Below are 17071 nucleotides of genomic sequence, written 5' to 3' on the forward strand. Positions count from 1 at the left end.
ATCCGCATCATCATCAACCGCGCCATCGCGGCCGGCAAAATCACGCCGATGGTGCTCGGGGCCATCCCCACCGACATTGTGGCCTTCTGCGACTACGTGGAGGCGTTCGTGGAGGGCTTCAGCGCCCGCTATGCCAACAAAGGCATGGAAATCTGCATGAACCCCACCCTAGCCCGGCGCTATGCCAAAGGCCGCCAGAAGAAGTACGGCTCGGACAACAACTTTACTGCCCCCAAACCCATCCTCGACGGCTTCGGCCAGGAGCTGGTGCGCATCCCGGTGGAGTTCAGCAACCACTCCGTGGTGGGCCTGCCCAGCATGGGCACGTCGGCCAAAATCTGGGCCACGCCGGCCGAGAACCGCAAGCGCCTGACCAAGAAGACGGTCAACACCAGGCAGGTGCGCATTGAAGGCGCCAAGCGCCAGGTGGCCATCTACACGGACTTCTACAAAGGCGTGGGCTTCCCGCTGCTGGAGGCCGTCTTCACCAACGACCAGGACACGGCGACGACCTAAGTCGACCGCGCCCTGCCGCCCCGCCCGGGCAACCCGCCGGCCCATTCCACTGTGAGTGGGCCGGCTTTGGCGGCACCAGTCATTCCGTTTATCTCATTCATCATCAAATGGACACCAACGCCAACCGCACGCCGGAGGAAATCATCGAGGCGCTGAACAAGCAAATCGCCGAGCAAAACGAAATCATCAATGGCCAGGCCGACGCGCTGAAGGCCGCCGAAACCCAGGGTGCCTCCGCCCTGCCGGTCATTACCCACGAGAAAAAGCAGTACCAGGTGCTGGCCAAGCAGTTCACCTTCGAGAGCAAGCTGGTGAAGGCGGAAGACCTGAAGACCAACAAAGACCTGGTGAAGGCGCTGCTCAAAGCTGAGGCCGGCATTCTGCAGCTGGTGGTCGAGAAGGAGGCTGCTGAGCCGGCCGCCAACTAGGCCCTGGCCACTTTCAGTGAGTAGTTCAATCAATTTTTCAACAACTTACTCCACGACACATGGATACGTTTGATTTGCGCAACATGGGCGGCCCGAATGGAGCTGACAACACGCCCGGCCTGCGCGGCTACGTGCTGCTGGCCCGCGAGGACGCCTTCGCCACCATCGCCAAGCCGCCCACTGCCTTCGGCGCCCCTGGGGATACGGCCGTTATCACCACGCCCCACAGCTTCATTGACGGCGAAGGCTGGTCGAAGGTGTATCTTACCCTCGACTCCAACCAACTCAAGGCCGACATCGTCGGCGAGCGCGACGGGCGCGGTACCAAAATCACCTTCGAGGGCTTCCACCCGGGCAACAAAGCGGCCGTGCTGGAATTCGCCCGCGTGGTGAAGAACCTGGGCCTGATTATGCTGGTGCCCGATGCCGATGGCACCTTCCTACAGGTGGGCAGCGAGGGCCTGCCGGTGGAGCTGGCCCCAAACTACGACTCGGCCAAGCTCAGCTCGGGCCGTCGGGGCTTCATCGTCAAAGGCGAAGCCTACGCCAGTGGCCTGGTCATCTACAACGCGGCCATCACCATGAAGCCGGCCCTGGTTGAGCAAGGAGGCTAAGCCGATGGCCAAGAAGACCCTTCTCCAGCTCCCGGCCGACGTGGCGGCGAAGTATCGCGCCACCATCGTGCCCACGGTCGTGATTCTCCCGACGCTCCAGCGCAGAATTGACATGACGAAGCTGACCGTGGCCGAGGCCGACGAGCTGGTGAAGCTAAAAGAGTTTCCCTACCTCGTGCCGAAGCGCTCACGTAAACCGGCCGCGTAGGGAAACTCTCCCAAAAAAGGCCCCGGCGCGTGCGTCGGGGCCTTTTTTGCGTCCTTTTTTGCCGTGGCCGGCAGCGGCAACTTTGGGGCATGCAATCCGTGCCTCTCTCCGCCATCAGCGCCTGGCTGGCCTCCGACCGGCCCTTCGCCCAGGGCGCCGCCCTCTACGCCGCCGCCGGCCCGAGCGACACTTATAAGCGCCTCTTCGGCCTGGCCGCGACCGACTACAGCCGCCAGGTGCTGGAGCGGGAGTTGCGCGCCCTGGTGCACGACGTGCCGGCCGAAGTTGCGGCCGTGGGGCCACTTCCCCTGCCGGAGCCACCGGCACCTGCAGGGCCAGCTCCGGTGCCTGGCCCGCCAGCCGGAGCCGACTCGCCGCTACTCGTCGACGTGCGCCAGCAGTTGAAGGCCGTGCGCGACGAGCGCAGCACCTGCCACGCTCAGCTCACGGCGCCTAACCTGGGCAAAAAGGCGCGCAAGGCCCTGGCGATGCGCATTGTGGCCCTCACCGACCAGGAAGTGGCGCTGAAGGCCGCGGAGGCGCACGTGCTGGCTCACGGCCGGCTGCCGGGCAAGGTGGCCACGGCCGACGTGGTGGACGAGGGCGAGCTGCGCCGCCGGCTGGGCAACCTGCGCAGCCAACGCTCCCGGCTCCGCCAGCGCCCGGAGCGGGCTGCCGACCTGGTGGCGGTCGATGCCGAAATCACCCTGATTGAATCCAAACTTAACCCGCTGAAATCGTGAGCGAACAACTAGAACCCCTTGAGTGGCACAACGCCCAGCGCTGCGTGCGCGACCTGATACCCCTGAGCTACAACCCGCGCACCCTCACCGACGAGGGCCGCGCGCGGCTTACCCGGAGCATCGAGAAGTTCAACCTGGTCGAAATCCCGGTCGTGAACCTCGACAACGTGGTGCTGGCCGGCCACCAGCGCCTGGCCGTGCTGCTCGACCTGGGCCGGGGCGACGAGCTGGTGGACGTGCGCATGCCCAATCGGCAGCTGACGAAGGACGAGCTGGACGAGTACAACATCACCTCGAACGTGGGCGCCGGCATCTGGGACTATCAGAGCCTGCTCGACAACTTCAGCCACCTGCAGCTCGACACCATCCTCGACACGCCGGCCCTGGAGCAGCTGGCCAGCCTCAGCGCCCTGACCGTGCCGCCGGCCGAGGAGCAGGAGTTCGACCCCACGCCGCCGGCCACGCCGGTGTCGGTGCTGGGCGACGTGTACGAGTTTCACTCAGATGGCCAGGCACTGCTGCACCGCCTGGTGTGCGGCTCGTCGACGGATTCGGACGTCGTGGCGCGCGCCCTGGGCGAGGGCGTGCTCATCGACCTGGTCAATACCGACCCGCCCTACAACGTCGACTACCAGGGCAAGACGAAGGATGCCCTGAAGATTGAAAACGACAGCATGAGCGACGGCAACTTCCGCCAGTTCCTGCTCGACTTCTACACGAACTGCTACACCTTTATGCGCCCAGGAGCACCGATTTACGTGTTCCATGCCGACTCGGAAGGCGCCAACTTTCGCCTGGCCTTTAAGGATGCCGGGCTGAAGCTGAGCCAGTGCCTGGTGTGGGTCAAGCAGCAGTTCGTGATGGGCCGGCAGGACTTTCACTGGCAGCACGAGCCCATCCTCTACGGCTGGAAGGAGGGTGCCGCCCATACCTGGTGCAGCGACCGCAAGCAGACCACGGTGCTCAACTTCGACCGCCCCCAGCGCAATGCCGACCATCCGACGATGAAGCCGCTCGATATCCTGGCCTACCTGGTCGAGTGCTCCAGTACGCCGGGCGCCATCTGTTTCGATGGCTTCGGGGGCTCGGGCTCACTGCTCATTACCTGCGAAAAGGCCGGCCGACAGGCCCGCGTGGTCGAACTCGACCCGCGCTACGTCGACGTGCATGTTCGCCGGTACGCCCAATTCATGCGCGACAACCAGCGCCGCTTTACCATCACCCGCAATGGGGAGGAACTAACTCATGAGCAACTCACTGCCTACGCTCCCGCCGCTTAGCGACGTGCCCGGTGCCGACCTGGTGCCGCTGCCCAAGTCGACGGCCATCGAGCGCATTTATGCCGCCTACCTGGAGGACACGCTGTCGACGCTGAGTCAGGCCGATAAGGAGGCGCACGCGGAGCTGGAGGCGGCCTATGGCCTCATCCTGAACTACCACACCTTCGAACAGGCCTGGCCGCTGCTGGCCAAACAGTTCAGCATGAGCCGGGCAACTTGCTACCGGCGCCTGCGCGACTCCCAGAACCTGTTTGGCGACCTGAAAAAAGTCAAGAAGGAGGGCCGCCGGGCCGTGCTCGTCGAATTCATCCGCAAGATTCTGCAACTGAGCCTCTCCCAGCGGCCACCAGACATGAAAAATGCCCTGGCGGCCATCAAGCTGGAAGCGAATCTGACCGGCCTGCTGCGGGCCGACTCGCACGGCGAGGACGGCACTGGTGGCGTGGGCTCGACCTCCTACGTCATCAATCTGCACGTGCAGGGCCGCAAGCCGCGCGCTGTGGACATCAGCAAGTTGGGAGATGTGTCGGATGCTGACTACGAGCTGATTCAGGAAGCTGTAACGGGCCAGGTGATTGGCGTGGATACAATGGAGGTGCTGCTGGCCGACCGGCGCGCCCTGGAAGGAGGCGCGAAATGATAGACCAGATCAAACTCGATTTCAACCAGCCGCAGCTGCGCTACGTGACCGCGCGGGGCACCAAAGAGGGCATCAGCGTCTGGGGCCGGGGTACGGGCAAGTCCAGCATCATCGCCTGGGACATGCACAAGATTGTGTCGACGATGCCCCGCTCGTGCTGGGTCATCGTCGGCTCGACGTATAAGCAGGTGCTCACCCGGACGCTGCCCAGCACCGTGGCCAGCCTGGAGCGGCTCGGCTACAAGCTCAACCGCGACTTCTACATCGGCCGCAAGCCGCCGCCCTCGCTCAACTGGGAGCATCCCTACCAGGGGCCGCTGAGCTACGACCACTTCATCATTTTCCGCAATGGCACCGGCTTTCACCTGGTGTCGCTCGATGCCGGTGGCTCCGCCAGCCGCGGCCTCAATGTGGACGGCTTTATCGGCGACGAGGCCCTACTCTTCGATAAGCAGAAGCTCGACGCCGACCTCAGCGCCACCAACCGGGGCAACGGGCAGTATTTCGGCCAGAACCCGATGCACCACGGCGTTTTTCTCTTCAGCTCGATGCCTTGGGGCGACCAGGGCCGCTGGCTGCTGGAGAAGTCGAATTACTACGAAGACCAGGGTGTCGACCTTATCGAGCGCCAGAACACCCTGATTGATGCCCAGGTGCGCTTTCTGGACGCGCTCAGCGACGAGGAGAAGCTGCACTTGTGGAAGGAGCAGGTGCTGCCCCTGATGAAGGACGTGCGCTATTTCCCCTCGCAGCGCGCCCGGGGCACCTTCTACTCCGAGGCCAACGCCTTCGACAACATCCAGCACCTGGGGTTGCAGTACCTGCTCGACCAGCGCCGCTTCATGACCGACTTCACGTTCCAGATTGAGATGATGAACCGCCGCCCCACCACCGTGGAGGGCGGCTTCTACCCCCTGCTCAACCAGGCCGTGCACGTGCAGGAGTGCGACGATGACGACTTCGTGCTGGGCCTGGCCCTGGGCGAGAAGGACATGGGGCGTAACCTGAAGCAACTGGCCGCCGCTGGTGGCCCGCTGCGCCCCGGGGACGAGGACTTGCGCGACAGCCGGGCCGACAGCGACTGCCGGCGGCACCTGCCCCTGCGCGTGTCGGTGGACTGGGGCGCCCGCATCACCACGATGCTGGTCGGCCAACTGCACCAGGACGTGCGGGAATACCGCATCCTGAAGGGCTTCTACGTGAAGCACCCTGCCTTCATCGACGAGTTGGTCGGGGCCTTCTGCCAGTACTACCGGCACCAGCAGCGCCGCGATATCCAGTTCCTGGCCGACGAGGAGCATGGCGACGCCCGGCGCCCCGATTCCGAGTTTACCCTCAACGAGGCCCTGATGCGGGCCTTCCAGAAGCAGGGCTGGCGCATTCAGCGCTTCGGCATGGGCCGCATCCCGGGCCACGCCACCCGCTACCTGCTGGCCCAGCAGCTACTCGGGGAGAGTGACCCGAGCCTGCTGCGCATCCGCTTCAACAAGGTCAACTGCCGCGACGTGGTCACGGCCATGCTGCTGACGCCTGTCAGCCAGGATAGTAAGGGCCGCATCCAGAAGGTGAAGAAGAGTGAGACCAAGCTCAGCTTCCCGGCGGAGCACGCCACCCACTACACCGACAACGTCGACCTGCACCTGCTGAGCGTGGGCACCGACGTGGTCAATGCCGCTCCGGACTTCAGCCAGCTCATCATCGTGAGCAGCTAGGCCCGCCCCCTGCCCTGCCTCTACCCTGCCCCGACCGCGCCCTGCGGTCGGGGCTTTTTGTTGGCTCGAGCCGAGGCACGGCCCGGCAACCGGGAAGCCCCACAGATATCCCCGAGGCAGCCCCCGGCAATTGCCAAACCGCGACAGTGCAAGCCGGGGTCTTTCGCTCGACTTTTGAGACTGAAAAACGCCAAACAGGCGCAAAATCGCGCCCCATTCGCTGCAAACGCGGTTGGCGGTGAGATTGGACTTTTAACCCTTTTTCGGGCCGTGGTTGCGGTTTTCTGTCCTTTTTCCGGCTGGTGAGGGGTGGGTACTTCGTGTTGTAATGGCAACACTCCCTCTTATCCGCTTAAAAGACGCCCTCGACCTGCTCGATGGCCCCGCGCCGGTGGCCGTGCAGTGGGTGAAGTTTGACCGGCGCCGGGGCACCGGTGGCAACTTCGGCCGGCTGAAGGCTGCGCGCATCGGCACAGGCAAACGGCAGGCCGCTGGCTTGCTGCGCGCGCCCCGCGACGGGGAAGAATCGGAAGCCGACCGCGCGGCCTGCACGGCCGACGGCCTCGTGCCGGTGCCCACGGGCGAAAAATCCGACGAGCCGACGCCTAAAAACCCGGCGCACTGGCGCAATGCTACCCGCAACCTGGTCGATACGCAAACCGGCAGCCTGGTCAAAATCCACATTTACCTGCTCACGCACGTGGCAGGCCGCAAAGTCCTCGTGTAAATGGAACAACTCGTTTTTAGCAGCAACAATACCCTGGCCTTCAGCAACCGCACCGGCAGCGTGTTCCGGTTGGGCGGGGCTGTGGGTGCCGCTGCCGGGGCCGGCCGCACCACCGGTGCCGGCAAGGTAGACGGGGCCGCGCCCACCTCGCCGGTGGAGAAGGGCCAGAGCGGCGAGGTAGCCCCCTGGGGGCCGGGTAACGACTTCCCGCAATTTGTCAAGGGGGCCATCGCCAAGAGCACCGTCATCGGGCCGGTGCTGGACTGGAAAACCCGCGCCGTGTATGGCAAGGGCATCATTTACGGCAAGGTAACGGGGTACAAGCCGGACGGCTCGGAGATATTCCAGCGGGTGAAAGACCCGGTGGTGCAGGCATTCTTCCGCCGCTCCAACCTGCACCGCTTCGGGATGGAGGGCATCCAGGGCCTGATATACTTTGCCAACGCCTTCCCGGAGCTGATACTCAGCAACGACCGCAGCGAAATCACCAGCGTCTGCATCCAGGATACCAGCTACTGCCGCTTTGCCACGCAGCAGCCGGGCCAGGCCGTGCCCGCCGACGTGTTCATCTCGGCCAACTGGCCCGATGCCAAGCCCGGCGACGGCTACACGACGAAGGTGCCGGTGCTCGACCCCTACTACAGCGACGTGGAGGCCCTGCGCGCCGACACGCGTGGCTTCAAATACATCTGGCCGCTGGGCATCCCCAGCCCCGGCAACGCGCTCTACCAGCTGGCGGCCTGGAACGTCATCATCAAGTCGGGCTGGCTCGACGTGGCCCAGGCCATCCCCGAGTTCAAGAAGCAACTCTTCAAAAACCAGCTCTCGATTAAGTATTTGATTGAGGCTGACATCCGCTACTGGCAGTGGAAATATCCTGACTGGCAGGAGAAGAAGGAGGGCGAGCGTAAGCAAATTATCCAGGCTGAGCTGGAGGCCTTCGAGGCGACGATGACGGGCACCGATGGGGCCGGCAAATCCATCCTGACGGTGACCATGCCCGACCCGCAAAACCCGGGCGCCACCATCAAGGTGTTCACCGTGACGGCCATCGACGACAAAATCAAGTCGGGCCTGTACGTGGAGGACTCGCAGGAGGCCAGCAGCCACATCTACACCGCCCTGCAGGTCGACCCCACGCTTTCGGGCATTTCGCCCGGCAAGGGCATCGGCTCGGGCTCGGGCTCCGACAAGCGCGTCGCCTTCAACACGTTCGTGGCCACGCACAGCTTCTACCAGGACTTGCTGCTGGAGGTGCTGCACTTCATCCGCGATTATAACGGCTGGGATGCCGACCTGGAGTTCCGCTTTCTGGTGCCCCAGGTCAACACGGCCGACAAGTCCAGCGAAACTTCGAATACTTCCTCCGACCCTTCGCCCGCTGAATAATGTTACTCAAAGCCTTAGACGAGCTAAAGAAGTTCGTCCCCACTGACGCTACCGTGGACATCCCGCCGGCCATCGCCCTGGCCCTGGGCACGGTCGAAACCAGCGACATCCAGCCGCTGCTCGGCTCGACGCTGCACACCTGGCTGCAGGCGCAGTACGATGCGGAGGGCTTCGACGCCACCGGCCCGTCGGTGGCCGCCCGGCTGCTGCACGCGGTGCAGGCCCCGCTCAGCCGCCTGGGCACCGCCGCTGGCCTGGCCGGGCACCAGGCCACCATCGACAACACCGGCGTGCACATCCTGAGCACGGATACCAGCAAGACGGCCTTTCCGTGGCAGGTGAATCAGTTGCGTGATTCGCTGGAGCGCCAGGGTTACGCCGACCTCGACACCCTGGTGCAGTGGCTGGAAGACCACGCCGGCGACTCGCCCGAGCTGCAGGCCTGGGCGAGTTCCGCCGCCGGCCAGCGCCACCGGCAGGAGCTCTTCACCAGCACGGCCGACTTCCAGGAGTATGAGAACATCAGCTCGAGCCGGCAGGTGTTCCTGGCGCTGGGGCCAGTGCGCCGCCGCCTCGAGCGCTTTGAGCTGGCCCGCGTGCTGGGCCTGGACTTGTTGCAGGAACTGCGCGACCAGGTACGCACCCGCGCCCTGACGTCGGACAACGAGAACCTGCTGCGCACCTACGTCTACCCGGCGCTGGCCGCCCTGACCATCGGCCACGGCATCCCCGAGCTGGGCCTGCGCCTGGCGGGTGACGGCATCGAGCTGAGCATCGCCCGCGTCGACGACAGCAACGCCAAGGAGGCCGACGCCGGCCTCGACCAGCTGCTCCGGCAGCGGGCCGACAAGGCCCTGACCAGCGCCGACCGCTACCTGCGCCACCTCACCGACTATCTCGACCGCACGGCCTCCGCCACGCGCTTCGCCACCTACTTCCACTCGCCGGCCTACACCGCGCCCAATCAGCCCGTCGTGCCCGTCAACACCGCCGAATCGCGGATTTTTAAACTCATCTGATGCGCCTGTTTCTCACCTTCCTCGCTACTTCCAAGTGGCTCCAGTCCCTCGCCCTGGGCGTGGTGCTGACGCCGGTGCTGGCCATCGTGCAGAAGTACATTTTCGCTGATTTCGAATTCCTGCGCTACCTGGGCGTGCTCATCGTCGTCGACACCACCCTGGGCGTGCGGCGTCACTGGCTGGCCCACACCATTAGCAGCCGCGGCTTCAGCCGGCTATTCCAGAAGTCCGGCATCTACCTGGCCCTGCTCGTGCTCACCCACGTGCTCAGCAGCTTCACGGTGCACGGCGAGCCCAACCTCTTCTTCAAGTGGTTCGACACCTTCATGTACTCCTGCATGATGGCCCGCGAAGCCCTCAGCATTCTGGAGCATGCCGCCCTCATCGAGCCGCGCCTGGTGCCCAAAGCCCTGCTCAAGCGCCTGGCCCTGGTGTCGGAGGAAGGCATCGAGGCCGCGATGGCGGCCATGCCTGCCACCCAGCTCAGCACCGCGCCCCTGAGCGCCGCCCCGCCGGTGCCCCCTATCCCGTCACCCACGGACGCAAGTCCGCTAAATACCAGTCGCTATGACGCCTGACCAATTCATCGCTATCTACGCGCCGGCCGCCCAGCGGGCCTGCGCCGGCACCGGCCTGCTGGCCTCCATCAACCTGGCCCAGGCCATCCTGGAAAGCAACTGGGGCAAATCCGGCCTCACCCGCTCGGCCAACAACTTCTTCGGCGTCAAGGCCGGCAAGTCCTGGCGGGGGCCGACCATCACCCTGCCCACGAAGGAGCAACGCCCGGACGGCACCCTCTACACCGTGCAGGCCGCCTTCCGCAAGTACCCCACGCCGGAGGCCGCCTTCCAGGATAGAGTGGCCCTGTTCCGCCTGCTGCCACGCTACCACCGCCTCTTCCGCGTCGACAGCGTGGCCGCCGAAGCCCAGCTGCTCAAGGACTGCGGCTATGCCACCGACCTGAACTACCCGGCCAAGCTGGTGAACATCGTCAAGAAGTACAACCTCACCCGCTTCGACTCGTGATGCGCCGCGCCTCCCTCCTGCTGCTGGGCCTGCTGCTGGCCTGCAACCGCGAAGCCTGGCGCAGCGCCCAGCCGAGCCCGGCCGCCGACAGCCTGCTGCGGGCCGAACTGCCCAACGCCCGCAAGCTGAAGTTCACCGCCCCCACCACCATCATCGTGCAGCGGGGCGACCACAACACGGCCGCGCCCACCACCACCGACAACACCAAGGCCGGCCAGAAGCGCGGCACGGCCGCCACCGCCCCCGGCAGCACCGCCACCAGCCAGCCGGCGGCCACGCCCTGGTGGGTGTATGGCCTGTTTGTGGCCGGGGGCATCGCCATCGGCTGCTGGGTGCGGGGCTGGCTGCCGTAGCATAGTCTAGCCTTCTTGCTAATTACAGCAAATCCCCAATGCGCTAATAAAAAGGCCCACTGCTCAGTGGGCCTTTTTCATTACAGTTTCAGCGCTTCTGGAGGCGAACACGCTAGCATAAAGTCAAATCCAAGCGAGGTAAAGAATGCGCCTCCCATAGAGGGCTTGTGACTACCAAGAAAAATCGTTGAAGCTGATTTACCAGGGAGAGCCAACACAATTAGACGTTGCCGGAGTAGGTTGTCAATAACTGATTCATAAGCATGCTGAATGGCTTTGTCTTCGTTGTACGAATGCAAGTCCAAGTAGTGGGTCATTGCCACTATCTTCCGAAAGTTCGGCTTCGCTGCTACTTCTGGGTCAGGTGTATGTCGGACCATTTTATCGAGTTCCGTCCGCTCGAACAGTTGGTCAAGTATCTGTGCGTCTTCAGGCATTAACTGGCGCAGAATATCTGTGTAAATGGGCTTCACGCCAACCGTCTCGGCTGGGTTTGCGGCGTTGGTTAGCAGTGCCGCCCACTTATCCGTCAGGCTAGGATTGTCCTCCAGAGATGCTCCTTCCAGCAGTGGCACCAGTACCTTCAGATTGACCTGTTTCGGGTCAATGCCTGCCTCAGCAGCCAGCTTTTGGGCTTTTTTTAGAACGTTGATGGAATTCTGCAGACGATAGATTCGGGCATGCTCAGCAATAGCTGCTCCCACTTCATCCACCCACGGCCCAAGCAGTTTATTAACGAATGGGACTACAACGCTACCACCGGCGCCTGTCAGCACTGTGTTCAGAGAAATGAGTTCAGCCATTTTTTAGTTGTTTCCCAAGCGAGGGTTATGGCCAATGATGAAATCAAACACACGTTTTGTCAGCGTCTGGGCCTCTGGGCTCAACATGTTCCAAGAGGTAATAACCTCAGCCGCCGCTTCAGCAAACCTGCGCTTGTAGTCGCTGCCGATGGTGCCGCTTCCTTTCGGCTTGGGTGGAGCGAAGCCTTCCGGGATGTCAGGGTACTTTTTCCGCAGATAGTGCCCCAAGTAAATGTCGCGGTACTGCTCTTGCTGCAATTTACTGGCATCAAAATCCTGCTTGTGCCACAGTTTCTTCAATGCGCTAGCAATGATTTCTGGTGAGAGTAGATTCTCAATCTCTCGCGTTGCCAACATGATATACTCGAAACCGGCATGCTGCTGCGAAGTGAGGTGCTCGTGTTTTGCATCCTTGCCTGCATCCTTGTCAGCAATGAGCATGATGCGGTTAGAAATCGACAACGCTTGAATTTCCTTAAGCGCCTGGTCGGTAATACTAACCTGTTGCACTTTCGCTCCGAATGTGTAGTGCGAGACGTTAGCTCCTGCATATTCCAAAAATGAGTAGTGTAACCCATCTAACAGTGAAAACGCGTGCTGGCGGTGCTCTAAGTAGACTTGCAAGTACGCCTTGAGATAGATGCGGTCAGTGATGCCCTCTACCCAAATCGTACAGTTTGACAGAAATACCGAGGAATTACGCACTCCAAGTGCTGATAAGCATTCCAAATCCTGTGGTTTCGTAAGCTGCACCTGAAATTCAGGTTTCCCAGACTTTCCTACCGCTTTACGAAAAGTAAAGAGGTTCACCCGGTTGGTTTCATTGAGAGCGAAGTCGAGCAGATGATTAGAATGCGTTGTCAAAAAAATGGTTAACTCCTTTTTTCGCAACACTTTGTGCGTGGCAATGGTATCGATAAACAGGCGCTGAAAGCCTGGATGGAGGTGTGTTTCTGGTTCCTCAATGAAAAACCATGTACCTTTTTTTGCAATAAACAGTGGATACAGCAGCATGATAATTGCCTGTATTCCATCCCCTAAGTGGGGCAGAGCCCGCTCCTCTCCGTCGACATCAATTAGAATAGATGTGTCGCTTTGCTTTGGTACCACTTCTACCTTCTTGCCATTGAAGAACGTTTCAGACAGGAACAACTCAAATTCTAAGAACTCAGCCCGGTCTTCTCGACCTGAATTTTTTTTCGCCTGTACAGCATTATAGAGTGACATTCCTGTCGTAACCACAACTCCATCGGCTCCTTTATCAAGCTGGTAATCTGCCTGCGTTGTTGCCTGTAACATATCATGTTCACCCGGGATTTTTTTACCTTCATGGCTCACCAATGTGCGTGCGGTGCGTAATGTTGGGATATATACCCGCGGACGTGATTTAGCTTCGATTCCGCGAAACAGCATCAGGGTTTCCCAAATCGGTTTGGCGGCTTCTTCTATTGCTGAGATGTTAGCTGGCACTTCTTCTGAGATGCAGGTTCTCCAAGCTGAATCTTGAAATCGGCTGGAATTATGTCCTGCGAGGATATTTATTGACGCACCAGTTCCAGTGTATGATGCCCGCACATAATCATAAGTTGTAAAAGCAAGACCTTTAATTCTTTTGCTTTTAAATTCTGTATAAATTTTGGCAGCCCTTCTTAAGCTCAACAGGCAGCTGTTTAATTCCTCTACATGTTCGCTTATTTGCTTTCCTGTCAGATAATGGAGGAGCAGGCTATCCGATAAAGATTGCTCCCGTATTTCAATGGCAATACGTCGAATCTGACTCACTCTCTCTTCGAGTTTGACATGTAGTTTATTGGAGCTTGTGGTAACCAGATTGTCTTTTTTGATAGACAATAGGTCAAGCAAATCGTCATCTCTGTAAGCAATGGGCTGAGTAACAATTTCAAGGTCGAAAAAGCTGTCCATCGTCGCATGGTCAATTGTCCTGATAACAGCATTTGTCGCATCCACCAGCATCTCTACAGTTGAATCAATAGCAAAAATGCGTGTAGGGTTACGCCTCATAAGCTCACGCATGAGGCGACTTTTGCCGGAGTTGTTTTCTCCTAACAGAATATTAACGGGAGCTAAGTCACCAAAATAGCGAGGCAACAACTCAGTGGAACCGAGGGTATAATGACGCAAGTCATTTTGAAGAGCTTCGTCCTCAGAAAGTTCTAAGACAAGATAGCGAGCCATATGAAGAGAATGGTTAGGTGTCGCCAAGATACAGAGTAGTGGCTTAAAACAAAGAAAGTAACTCACTATTTTACTAAAAGTAGTGGGCTATTACTAAAAAATACTCCCTACCTTGCCCCCGCAATGGGCCGCTACAACCCCAACCGCGACGCCAACATCTTCGAGCGCATCCTCAGCGGGATGCTGGGTGTCCTCCTTGCCGTCCTGGCACTAAGCGGGGCGGTGCGAGGCATCCAGTGGCTCTGGCATCACTTCTTCAACTAAACATCATACACCTCTCTATGGAAGACATTTTTCATCAAAGAGACAAACTAGCTTCCATCAGCAACCAAATGCGCTACATCGATTTTGCGCGCCGCCATCAGTTGAAGCAGTTGGCAGAAGATGCCATTGTACTCATAAAGGCACTGCCGAATGAAATTCGCGGCAACAATGTGGCATGGGAAAAGAACCAAGCTGTTCAGGACATCGAGTATCGATTCAAGAAAACTTGGTTGTTCGATGATGTTCGAGGGGTCAGCAAGAGCAAAGGTGAAACCGAGACTAAGGAGGTAATTGGCCATCTAATGTCAGCAGTTGACTCTGTTGTTACTTCCATTCGGTAAAGCAAAGCCTGGCCATAAAGTCGGGCTTTTCACCTTACTTTCTCACCAATACCCAGACTCAATGTTTCTAACGTTACTACTACAAACGACGAAGTCGACCACAGTTGAAATAACTGACCTGACCAATGTTTACATAGCATTAGGAGGTACATTAGCGGCAGCTATAACAGCAGCAATTGCATCGTTTGTGGCCTCTTCAAGAGCAGCCAAAACAGCGGAAAAGGTCGCTGCTCTATCGTCAAAGACAACTCAGGAGGTAGCAGAACTTTCCCGCAAAACGACCCAGGAAGTAGCAACTTTATCAGCCACGGTTTCGCGGGAAGCATCAACTCTAGCGGCACGTACTGCTCAAGAGTTGAAGGACAAAGACTATAAACACGATTTTTACAAGCGCATTATAAGTAAGCGCTTAGGCGCTTGGGAAGAGTCGGAGAATCTTCTTGTCAGTATAAGCGAAACTATGATTGATGAGAAGGACAACCAGAAGTTTTATAGCTTTTGTATAAGTGGCGAAGAGCTAAATGCTTTGCTTGACAAAATGCGCTCGATGATGCTCAATCAAACCCAATGGATGGGCCAAGAGTACGGAATTGCGTATACACAATTTTTTAACTTTTTAGTTGAAATACTAAGGGAGTCGATGTATGTAGACAAAGAAAATAACAAGCTCTCTGCTGTCAACGACAAGCAACTTATTCTTCTTGGTAAGGCTAACTATGAGCAGCTTGGCACCGCAATTAATAGTTTACTATCTAAGCTAAGTAAACTAGTTGTCACAATGCATGATGTAGAACCGTTTCTAGAGGAGCTTGGAAAAGCATCTATTTTGACTTCGAAGTAAATTCGCAGTCTTTTTCTAAAGCCCGGCCCACCAGCCGGGCTTTTTCGTGCCTCTACACCTCAAAACCAAAGCAACACTTTAACTTTTTTTCCTGGAGCCCTTGTCCTTCATCCAACTTCTTCCCTACCTTCGTCCTGCGAAATAAACTCAGTGGGCGACTGCCACTCAAAACCTAGTCGGGGCTTTTCGAGTGGCATTTTCATGTCAAGGCGTTTTTCAACCACGGTAAAGGTTGGGCAGAGAGGGGAGTATCCGCGAGGACTCCAAAGTAAATCCACTGGGTTTGTTTCGCACCTCTATGTCCAGCCGATTCTGTGGTTTTTTTATTTTCTCACTTCATCAACCGCGAAACAAACCCGATGAAAACCACCTCTCAAACCGTAGCCCTCCAAGCCATTGACTTGGCGCTGCTGCAAAAACCGCTCGACGAGTTCTTCGTCCGCACGAGCCACCCCTCCAACACGGTCAAGTCCTTCAACAAGCTCCTGTTCGAGAGCCTGCGCCAGGGCCTCACCTTCCAGACCGACGAGCTGGAAAACCTGCACGCCCTGGCCGACCTGCTGCTGGCCTGCTCCCTGCTCCTCCCCGTCGCGGCCGAAGCATGAAGCGCCTCTTCATCCTCCGCCCCCGGCTCAGCCACGACGAGGCCAGCCTCATCGCCCGGCTCGCCCTGCACAGCACCATCCCCGCCCGCCAGCTCGAGGAGCTGCGCTACCTGCTGCGCCGCCACTCCCCCGCCCGCGTGCTGGGCGCCCTCCACCAGGCCAGCGCCGACTACGCCGCCGCCGGTGGCCCCGACCTGCCCCGCACCAACGCCGACCTGGATTCCTACCTCGGCCTTCTCAACGGCCTGCAGGCCCTCACCCGGGAGTACACCTACCTTCCCCTCGCCGCCTGAGTATGGAAGAGCAGCCCCTGCCCCCGCCCCTGGTCGAGCCCCTCTACGTCGACGACGTCACGATGGACCAGTTCTTCCAGCGCTACCACCTGCTGCCCCTGACGCCGGTCAGCAAGTTTGAGTACCAGCTCGTGATGATATGCGCCGCCCTGGAGCAGCGCATCCGAGAGCTTGACCCGAGTGCGTAGAATTTGAGCAAAAGCCCCGGTCCGACTGCCGGGGCTTTTTGCTTACTTTCGTGGCAAACTCTATCACATCACTCATTTTACATAGAAACAGATGAGAAAAAAATCTTTACTCCTTTTATTGTGGGCCTACTGCCTACCGCAGTTAGGCTTTAGTCAAGGCTTCGCCCCTACGGCCACGAACTGGGCGCTGCCAGCTGGCGGTCTGGTATCCGCCACTGGTGTCAACCAAAGCTTTACCGACCTGTATTTCGCGAGTAGTTCGGCGTATGGCACCGGCACCCAAGTCTGGAACACGCTCGACCTCAACGGCGATGCCCGCCCCGACCTGGTCGTGACGCGCGAGAAAGGCAGCAGTGGCGACGCCGTCGTGTTCGGCACCGGCACCAACCGCTACTGGAAAGTATTCCTGAATACGGGTGCCGGGTATGCTGCCACGGCCACGAACTGGGCGCTGCCGGCGGGCGGCATCGTTTCCACCAACGGCATCAATCAGAGCTTTCCCGACCTGTCGTTGGCGAACAGCTCGGCGTATGGCACCGGCACCCAAGTCTGGAACACGCTCGACCTCAACGGCGACGCCAAGCCCGACCTGGTCGTGCTGCGCGAGAAAGACAGCAATGGCAACTCCCTCGTGTTCGGCACCGGCACCAACCGCTACTGGAAAGTATTCCTGAATACGGGTGCCGGCTTTGCCTCAACGGCCACGAACTGGGCGCTGCCGGTCGGCGGCATCGTTTCCACCAACGGCATCAATCAGAGCTTTCCCGACCTGTCGTTGGCGAACAGCTCGGCGTATGGCACCGGCACCCAAGTCTGGAACACGCTCGACCTCAACGGCGACGCCAAGCCCGACCTGGTCGTGCTGCGCGAGAAAGACAGCAATGG

The 17071-nt window shown here is 59.5% G+C and carries 23 protein-coding genes; 21 read left to right on the top strand and 2 right to left on the bottom strand.

Translation table 11 applies throughout. The annotated features are described in order from the left end of the window. From Q5H93_RS23980 to Q5H93_RS24045, 14 genes are all read left to right on the top strand, one after another. On the top strand, nucleotides 1-516 hold a 516-nt coding region (locus Q5H93_RS23980), incomplete at its 5' end, for a hypothetical protein (RefSeq protein WP_305009278.1). Between the two features lie 107 nt (nucleotides 517-623). Further along, on the top strand, nucleotides 624-944 hold the full coding sequence (locus Q5H93_RS23985; RefSeq protein ID WP_305009279.1) for a hypothetical protein: 321 nt from the start codon (nucleotides 624-626) through the stop codon (nucleotides 942-944). A 59-nt stretch (nucleotides 945-1003) separates the two neighbouring features. Beyond that, nucleotides 1004-1558 carry a hypothetical protein gene (locus tag Q5H93_RS23990; RefSeq protein WP_305009280.1) on the top strand — a complete coding sequence of 185 codons (555 nt, stop codon included), beginning with the start codon at nucleotides 1004-1006 and terminating at the stop codon, nucleotides 1556-1558. 4 nt (nucleotides 1559-1562) lie between these two features. Beyond that, nucleotides 1563-1766 (top strand): hypothetical protein, encoded by a 204-nt coding sequence (locus tag Q5H93_RS23995; protein ID WP_305009281.1) that lies wholly within the window; start codon nucleotides 1563-1565, stop codon nucleotides 1764-1766. A gap of 89 nt (nucleotides 1767-1855) precedes the next feature. Next, the gene (locus Q5H93_RS24000; RefSeq protein WP_305009282.1) at nucleotides 1856-2509 is read left to right on the top strand and encodes a hypothetical protein; all 654 of its coding nucleotides are present in this window, start codon (nucleotides 1856-1858) and stop codon (nucleotides 2507-2509) included. Next, nucleotides 2506-3789: a DNA modification methylase gene (locus Q5H93_RS24005; RefSeq protein WP_305009283.1), complete on the top strand. Its 1284-nt coding sequence runs from the start codon at nucleotides 2506-2508 to the stop codon at nucleotides 3787-3789. Before Q5H93_RS24000 ends, Q5H93_RS24005 begins: the two co-directional genes overlap by 4 nt. Further along, nucleotides 3755-4429, top strand: a complete 675-nt coding sequence (locus tag Q5H93_RS24010; RefSeq protein ID WP_305009285.1) for a hypothetical protein — start codon at nucleotides 3755-3757, stop codon at nucleotides 4427-4429. Before Q5H93_RS24005 ends, Q5H93_RS24010 begins: the two co-directional genes overlap by 35 nt. Next, nucleotides 4426-6141, top strand: coding sequence for a hypothetical protein (locus Q5H93_RS24015; protein WP_305009287.1), 1716 nt, complete (start codon nucleotides 4426-4428; stop codon nucleotides 6139-6141). Before Q5H93_RS24010 ends, Q5H93_RS24015 begins: the two co-directional genes overlap by 4 nt. Before the next feature lie 328 nt (nucleotides 6142-6469). After that, nucleotides 6470-6868, top strand: coding sequence for a hypothetical protein (locus Q5H93_RS24020; protein WP_305009288.1), 399 nt, complete (start codon nucleotides 6470-6472; stop codon nucleotides 6866-6868). Beyond that, on the top strand, nucleotides 6869-8257 hold the full coding sequence (locus tag Q5H93_RS24025) for a hypothetical protein (RefSeq protein WP_305009289.1): 1389 nt from the start codon (nucleotides 6869-6871) through the stop codon (nucleotides 8255-8257). After that, a complete protein-coding gene (locus Q5H93_RS24030) occupies nucleotides 8257-9276 on the top strand; it encodes a DUF6712 family protein (RefSeq protein WP_305009290.1) in 1020 nt (339 codons plus the stop codon). The genes Q5H93_RS24025 and Q5H93_RS24030 overlap by 1 nt, the downstream gene beginning before the upstream one ends. Then, nucleotides 9276-9854, top strand: coding sequence for a phage holin family protein (locus Q5H93_RS24035; RefSeq protein WP_305009291.1), 579 nt, complete (start codon nucleotides 9276-9278; stop codon nucleotides 9852-9854). Before Q5H93_RS24030 ends, Q5H93_RS24035 begins: the two co-directional genes overlap by 1 nt. Further along, a complete protein-coding gene (locus tag Q5H93_RS24040) occupies nucleotides 9844-10302 on the top strand; it encodes a glycoside hydrolase family 73 protein (protein WP_305009292.1) in 459 nt (152 codons plus the stop codon). Before Q5H93_RS24035 ends, Q5H93_RS24040 begins: the two co-directional genes overlap by 11 nt. Further along, complete coding sequence (locus Q5H93_RS24045) at nucleotides 10302-10655, top strand: hypothetical protein (protein WP_305009294.1); 354 nt, start codon at nucleotides 10302-10304, stop codon at nucleotides 10653-10655. The genes Q5H93_RS24040 and Q5H93_RS24045 overlap by 1 nt, the downstream gene beginning before the upstream one ends. A gap of 80 nt (nucleotides 10656-10735) precedes the next feature. Here Q5H93_RS24045 and Q5H93_RS24050 read toward each other — a convergent pair whose 3' ends face one another. Beyond that, on the bottom strand, nucleotides 10736-11458 hold the full coding sequence (locus tag Q5H93_RS24050; protein ID WP_305009295.1) for an Abi-alpha family protein: 723 nt from the start codon (nucleotides 11456-11458) through the stop codon (nucleotides 10736-10738). Nucleotides 11459-11461: 3 nt separating this feature from the next. Next, nucleotides 11462-13654, bottom strand: coding sequence for an ATP-dependent nuclease (locus tag Q5H93_RS24055; protein WP_305009296.1), 2193 nt, complete (start codon nucleotides 13652-13654; stop codon nucleotides 11462-11464). Nucleotides 13655-13777: 123 nt separating this feature from the next. On the opposite strand from Q5H93_RS24055, the gene Q5H93_RS24060 reads away from it, so the two are divergent. The 7 genes from Q5H93_RS24060 to Q5H93_RS24090 form a co-directional block, all read left to right on the top strand. Continuing rightward, nucleotides 13778-13918: a hypothetical protein gene (locus Q5H93_RS24060; protein ID WP_305009297.1), complete on the top strand. Its 141-nt coding sequence runs from the start codon at nucleotides 13778-13780 to the stop codon at nucleotides 13916-13918. Between the two features lie 17 nt (nucleotides 13919-13935). After that, on the top strand, nucleotides 13936-14259 hold the full coding sequence (locus tag Q5H93_RS24065) for a hypothetical protein (RefSeq protein WP_305009298.1): 324 nt from the start codon (nucleotides 13936-13938) through the stop codon (nucleotides 14257-14259). Nucleotides 14260-14320: 61 nt separating this feature from the next. Next, entirely contained in the window at nucleotides 14321-15100 is a 780-nt protein-coding gene (locus tag Q5H93_RS24070; protein WP_305009299.1) for a hypothetical protein, read from the top strand. 359 nt (nucleotides 15101-15459) lie between these two features. Beyond that, nucleotides 15460-15705 carry a hypothetical protein gene (locus tag Q5H93_RS24075; RefSeq protein WP_305009300.1) on the top strand — a complete coding sequence of 82 codons (246 nt, stop codon included), beginning with the start codon at nucleotides 15460-15462 and terminating at the stop codon, nucleotides 15703-15705. Next, nucleotides 15702-15998, top strand: a complete 297-nt coding sequence (locus Q5H93_RS24080) for a hypothetical protein (RefSeq protein ID WP_305009301.1) — start codon at nucleotides 15702-15704, stop codon at nucleotides 15996-15998. Before Q5H93_RS24075 ends, Q5H93_RS24080 begins: the two co-directional genes overlap by 4 nt. A gap of 2 nt (nucleotides 15999-16000) precedes the next feature. Beyond that, entirely contained in the window at nucleotides 16001-16186 is a 186-nt protein-coding gene (locus Q5H93_RS24085) for a hypothetical protein (protein WP_305009302.1), read from the top strand. Between the two features lie 91 nt (nucleotides 16187-16277). Then, nucleotides 16278-17071, top strand: a 794-nt coding sequence (locus Q5H93_RS24090) for a hypothetical protein (protein ID WP_305009304.1), incomplete at its 3' end; no start/stop codon positions are given.

Source organism: Hymenobacter aranciens, assembly GCF_030580865.1.
GTDB lineage: Bacteria > Bacteroidota > Bacteroidia > Cytophagales > Hymenobacteraceae > Hymenobacter > Hymenobacter aranciens.

Coding starts and splice junctions, on each gene's coding strand:
- Q5H93_RS23985 (WP_305009279.1), top strand. CDS start 624: ATGGACACCAACGCCAACCGCACGCCGGAGGAAATCATCGAGGCGCTG.
- Q5H93_RS24040 (WP_305009292.1), top strand. CDS start 9,844: ATGACGCCTGACCAATTCATCGCTATCTACGCGCCGGCCGCCCAGCGG.
- Q5H93_RS24050 (WP_305009295.1), bottom strand. CDS start 11,458: ATGGCTGAACTCATTTCTCTGAACACAGTGCTGACAGGCGCCGGTGGT.
- Q5H93_RS24060 (WP_305009297.1), top strand. CDS start 13,778: ATGGGCCGCTACAACCCCAACCGCGACGCCAACATCTTCGAGCGCATC.
- Q5H93_RS24065 (WP_305009298.1), top strand. CDS start 13,936: ATGGAAGACATTTTTCATCAAAGAGACAAACTAGCTTCCATCAGCAAC.
- Q5H93_RS24085 (WP_305009302.1), top strand. CDS start 16,001: ATGGAAGAGCAGCCCCTGCCCCCGCCCCTGGTCGAGCCCCTCTACGTC.
- Q5H93_RS24010 (WP_305009285.1), top strand. CDS start 3,755: ATGAGCAACTCACTGCCTACGCTCCCGCCGCTTAGCGACGTGCCCGGT.
- Q5H93_RS24045 (WP_305009294.1), top strand. CDS start 10,302: ATGCGCCGCGCCTCCCTCCTGCTGCTGGGCCTGCTGCTGGCCTGCAAC.
- Q5H93_RS24055 (WP_305009296.1), bottom strand. CDS start 13,654: ATGGCTCGCTATCTTGTCTTAGAACTTTCTGAGGACGAAGCTCTTCAA.
- Q5H93_RS24030 (WP_305009290.1), top strand. CDS start 8,257: ATGTTACTCAAAGCCTTAGACGAGCTAAAGAAGTTCGTCCCCACTGAC.
- Q5H93_RS23990 (WP_305009280.1), top strand. CDS start 1,004: ATGGATACGTTTGATTTGCGCAACATGGGCGGCCCGAATGGAGCTGAC.
- Q5H93_RS23995 (WP_305009281.1), top strand. CDS start 1,563: ATGGCCAAGAAGACCCTTCTCCAGCTCCCGGCCGACGTGGCGGCGAAG.
- Q5H93_RS24025 (WP_305009289.1), top strand. CDS start 6,869: ATGGAACAACTCGTTTTTAGCAGCAACAATACCCTGGCCTTCAGCAAC.
- Q5H93_RS24000 (WP_305009282.1), top strand. CDS start 1,856: ATGCAATCCGTGCCTCTCTCCGCCATCAGCGCCTGGCTGGCCTCCGAC.
- Q5H93_RS24015 (WP_305009287.1), top strand. CDS start 4,426: ATGATAGACCAGATCAAACTCGATTTCAACCAGCCGCAGCTGCGCTAC.
- Q5H93_RS24020 (WP_305009288.1), top strand. CDS start 6,470: ATGGCAACACTCCCTCTTATCCGCTTAAAAGACGCCCTCGACCTGCTC.
- Q5H93_RS24075 (WP_305009300.1), top strand. CDS start 15,460: ATGAAAACCACCTCTCAAACCGTAGCCCTCCAAGCCATTGACTTGGCG.
- Q5H93_RS24070 (WP_305009299.1), top strand. CDS start 14,321: ATGTTTCTAACGTTACTACTACAAACGACGAAGTCGACCACAGTTGAA.
- Q5H93_RS24080 (WP_305009301.1), top strand. CDS start 15,702: ATGAAGCGCCTCTTCATCCTCCGCCCCCGGCTCAGCCACGACGAGGCC.
- Q5H93_RS24035 (WP_305009291.1), top strand. CDS start 9,276: ATGCGCCTGTTTCTCACCTTCCTCGCTACTTCCAAGTGGCTCCAGTCC.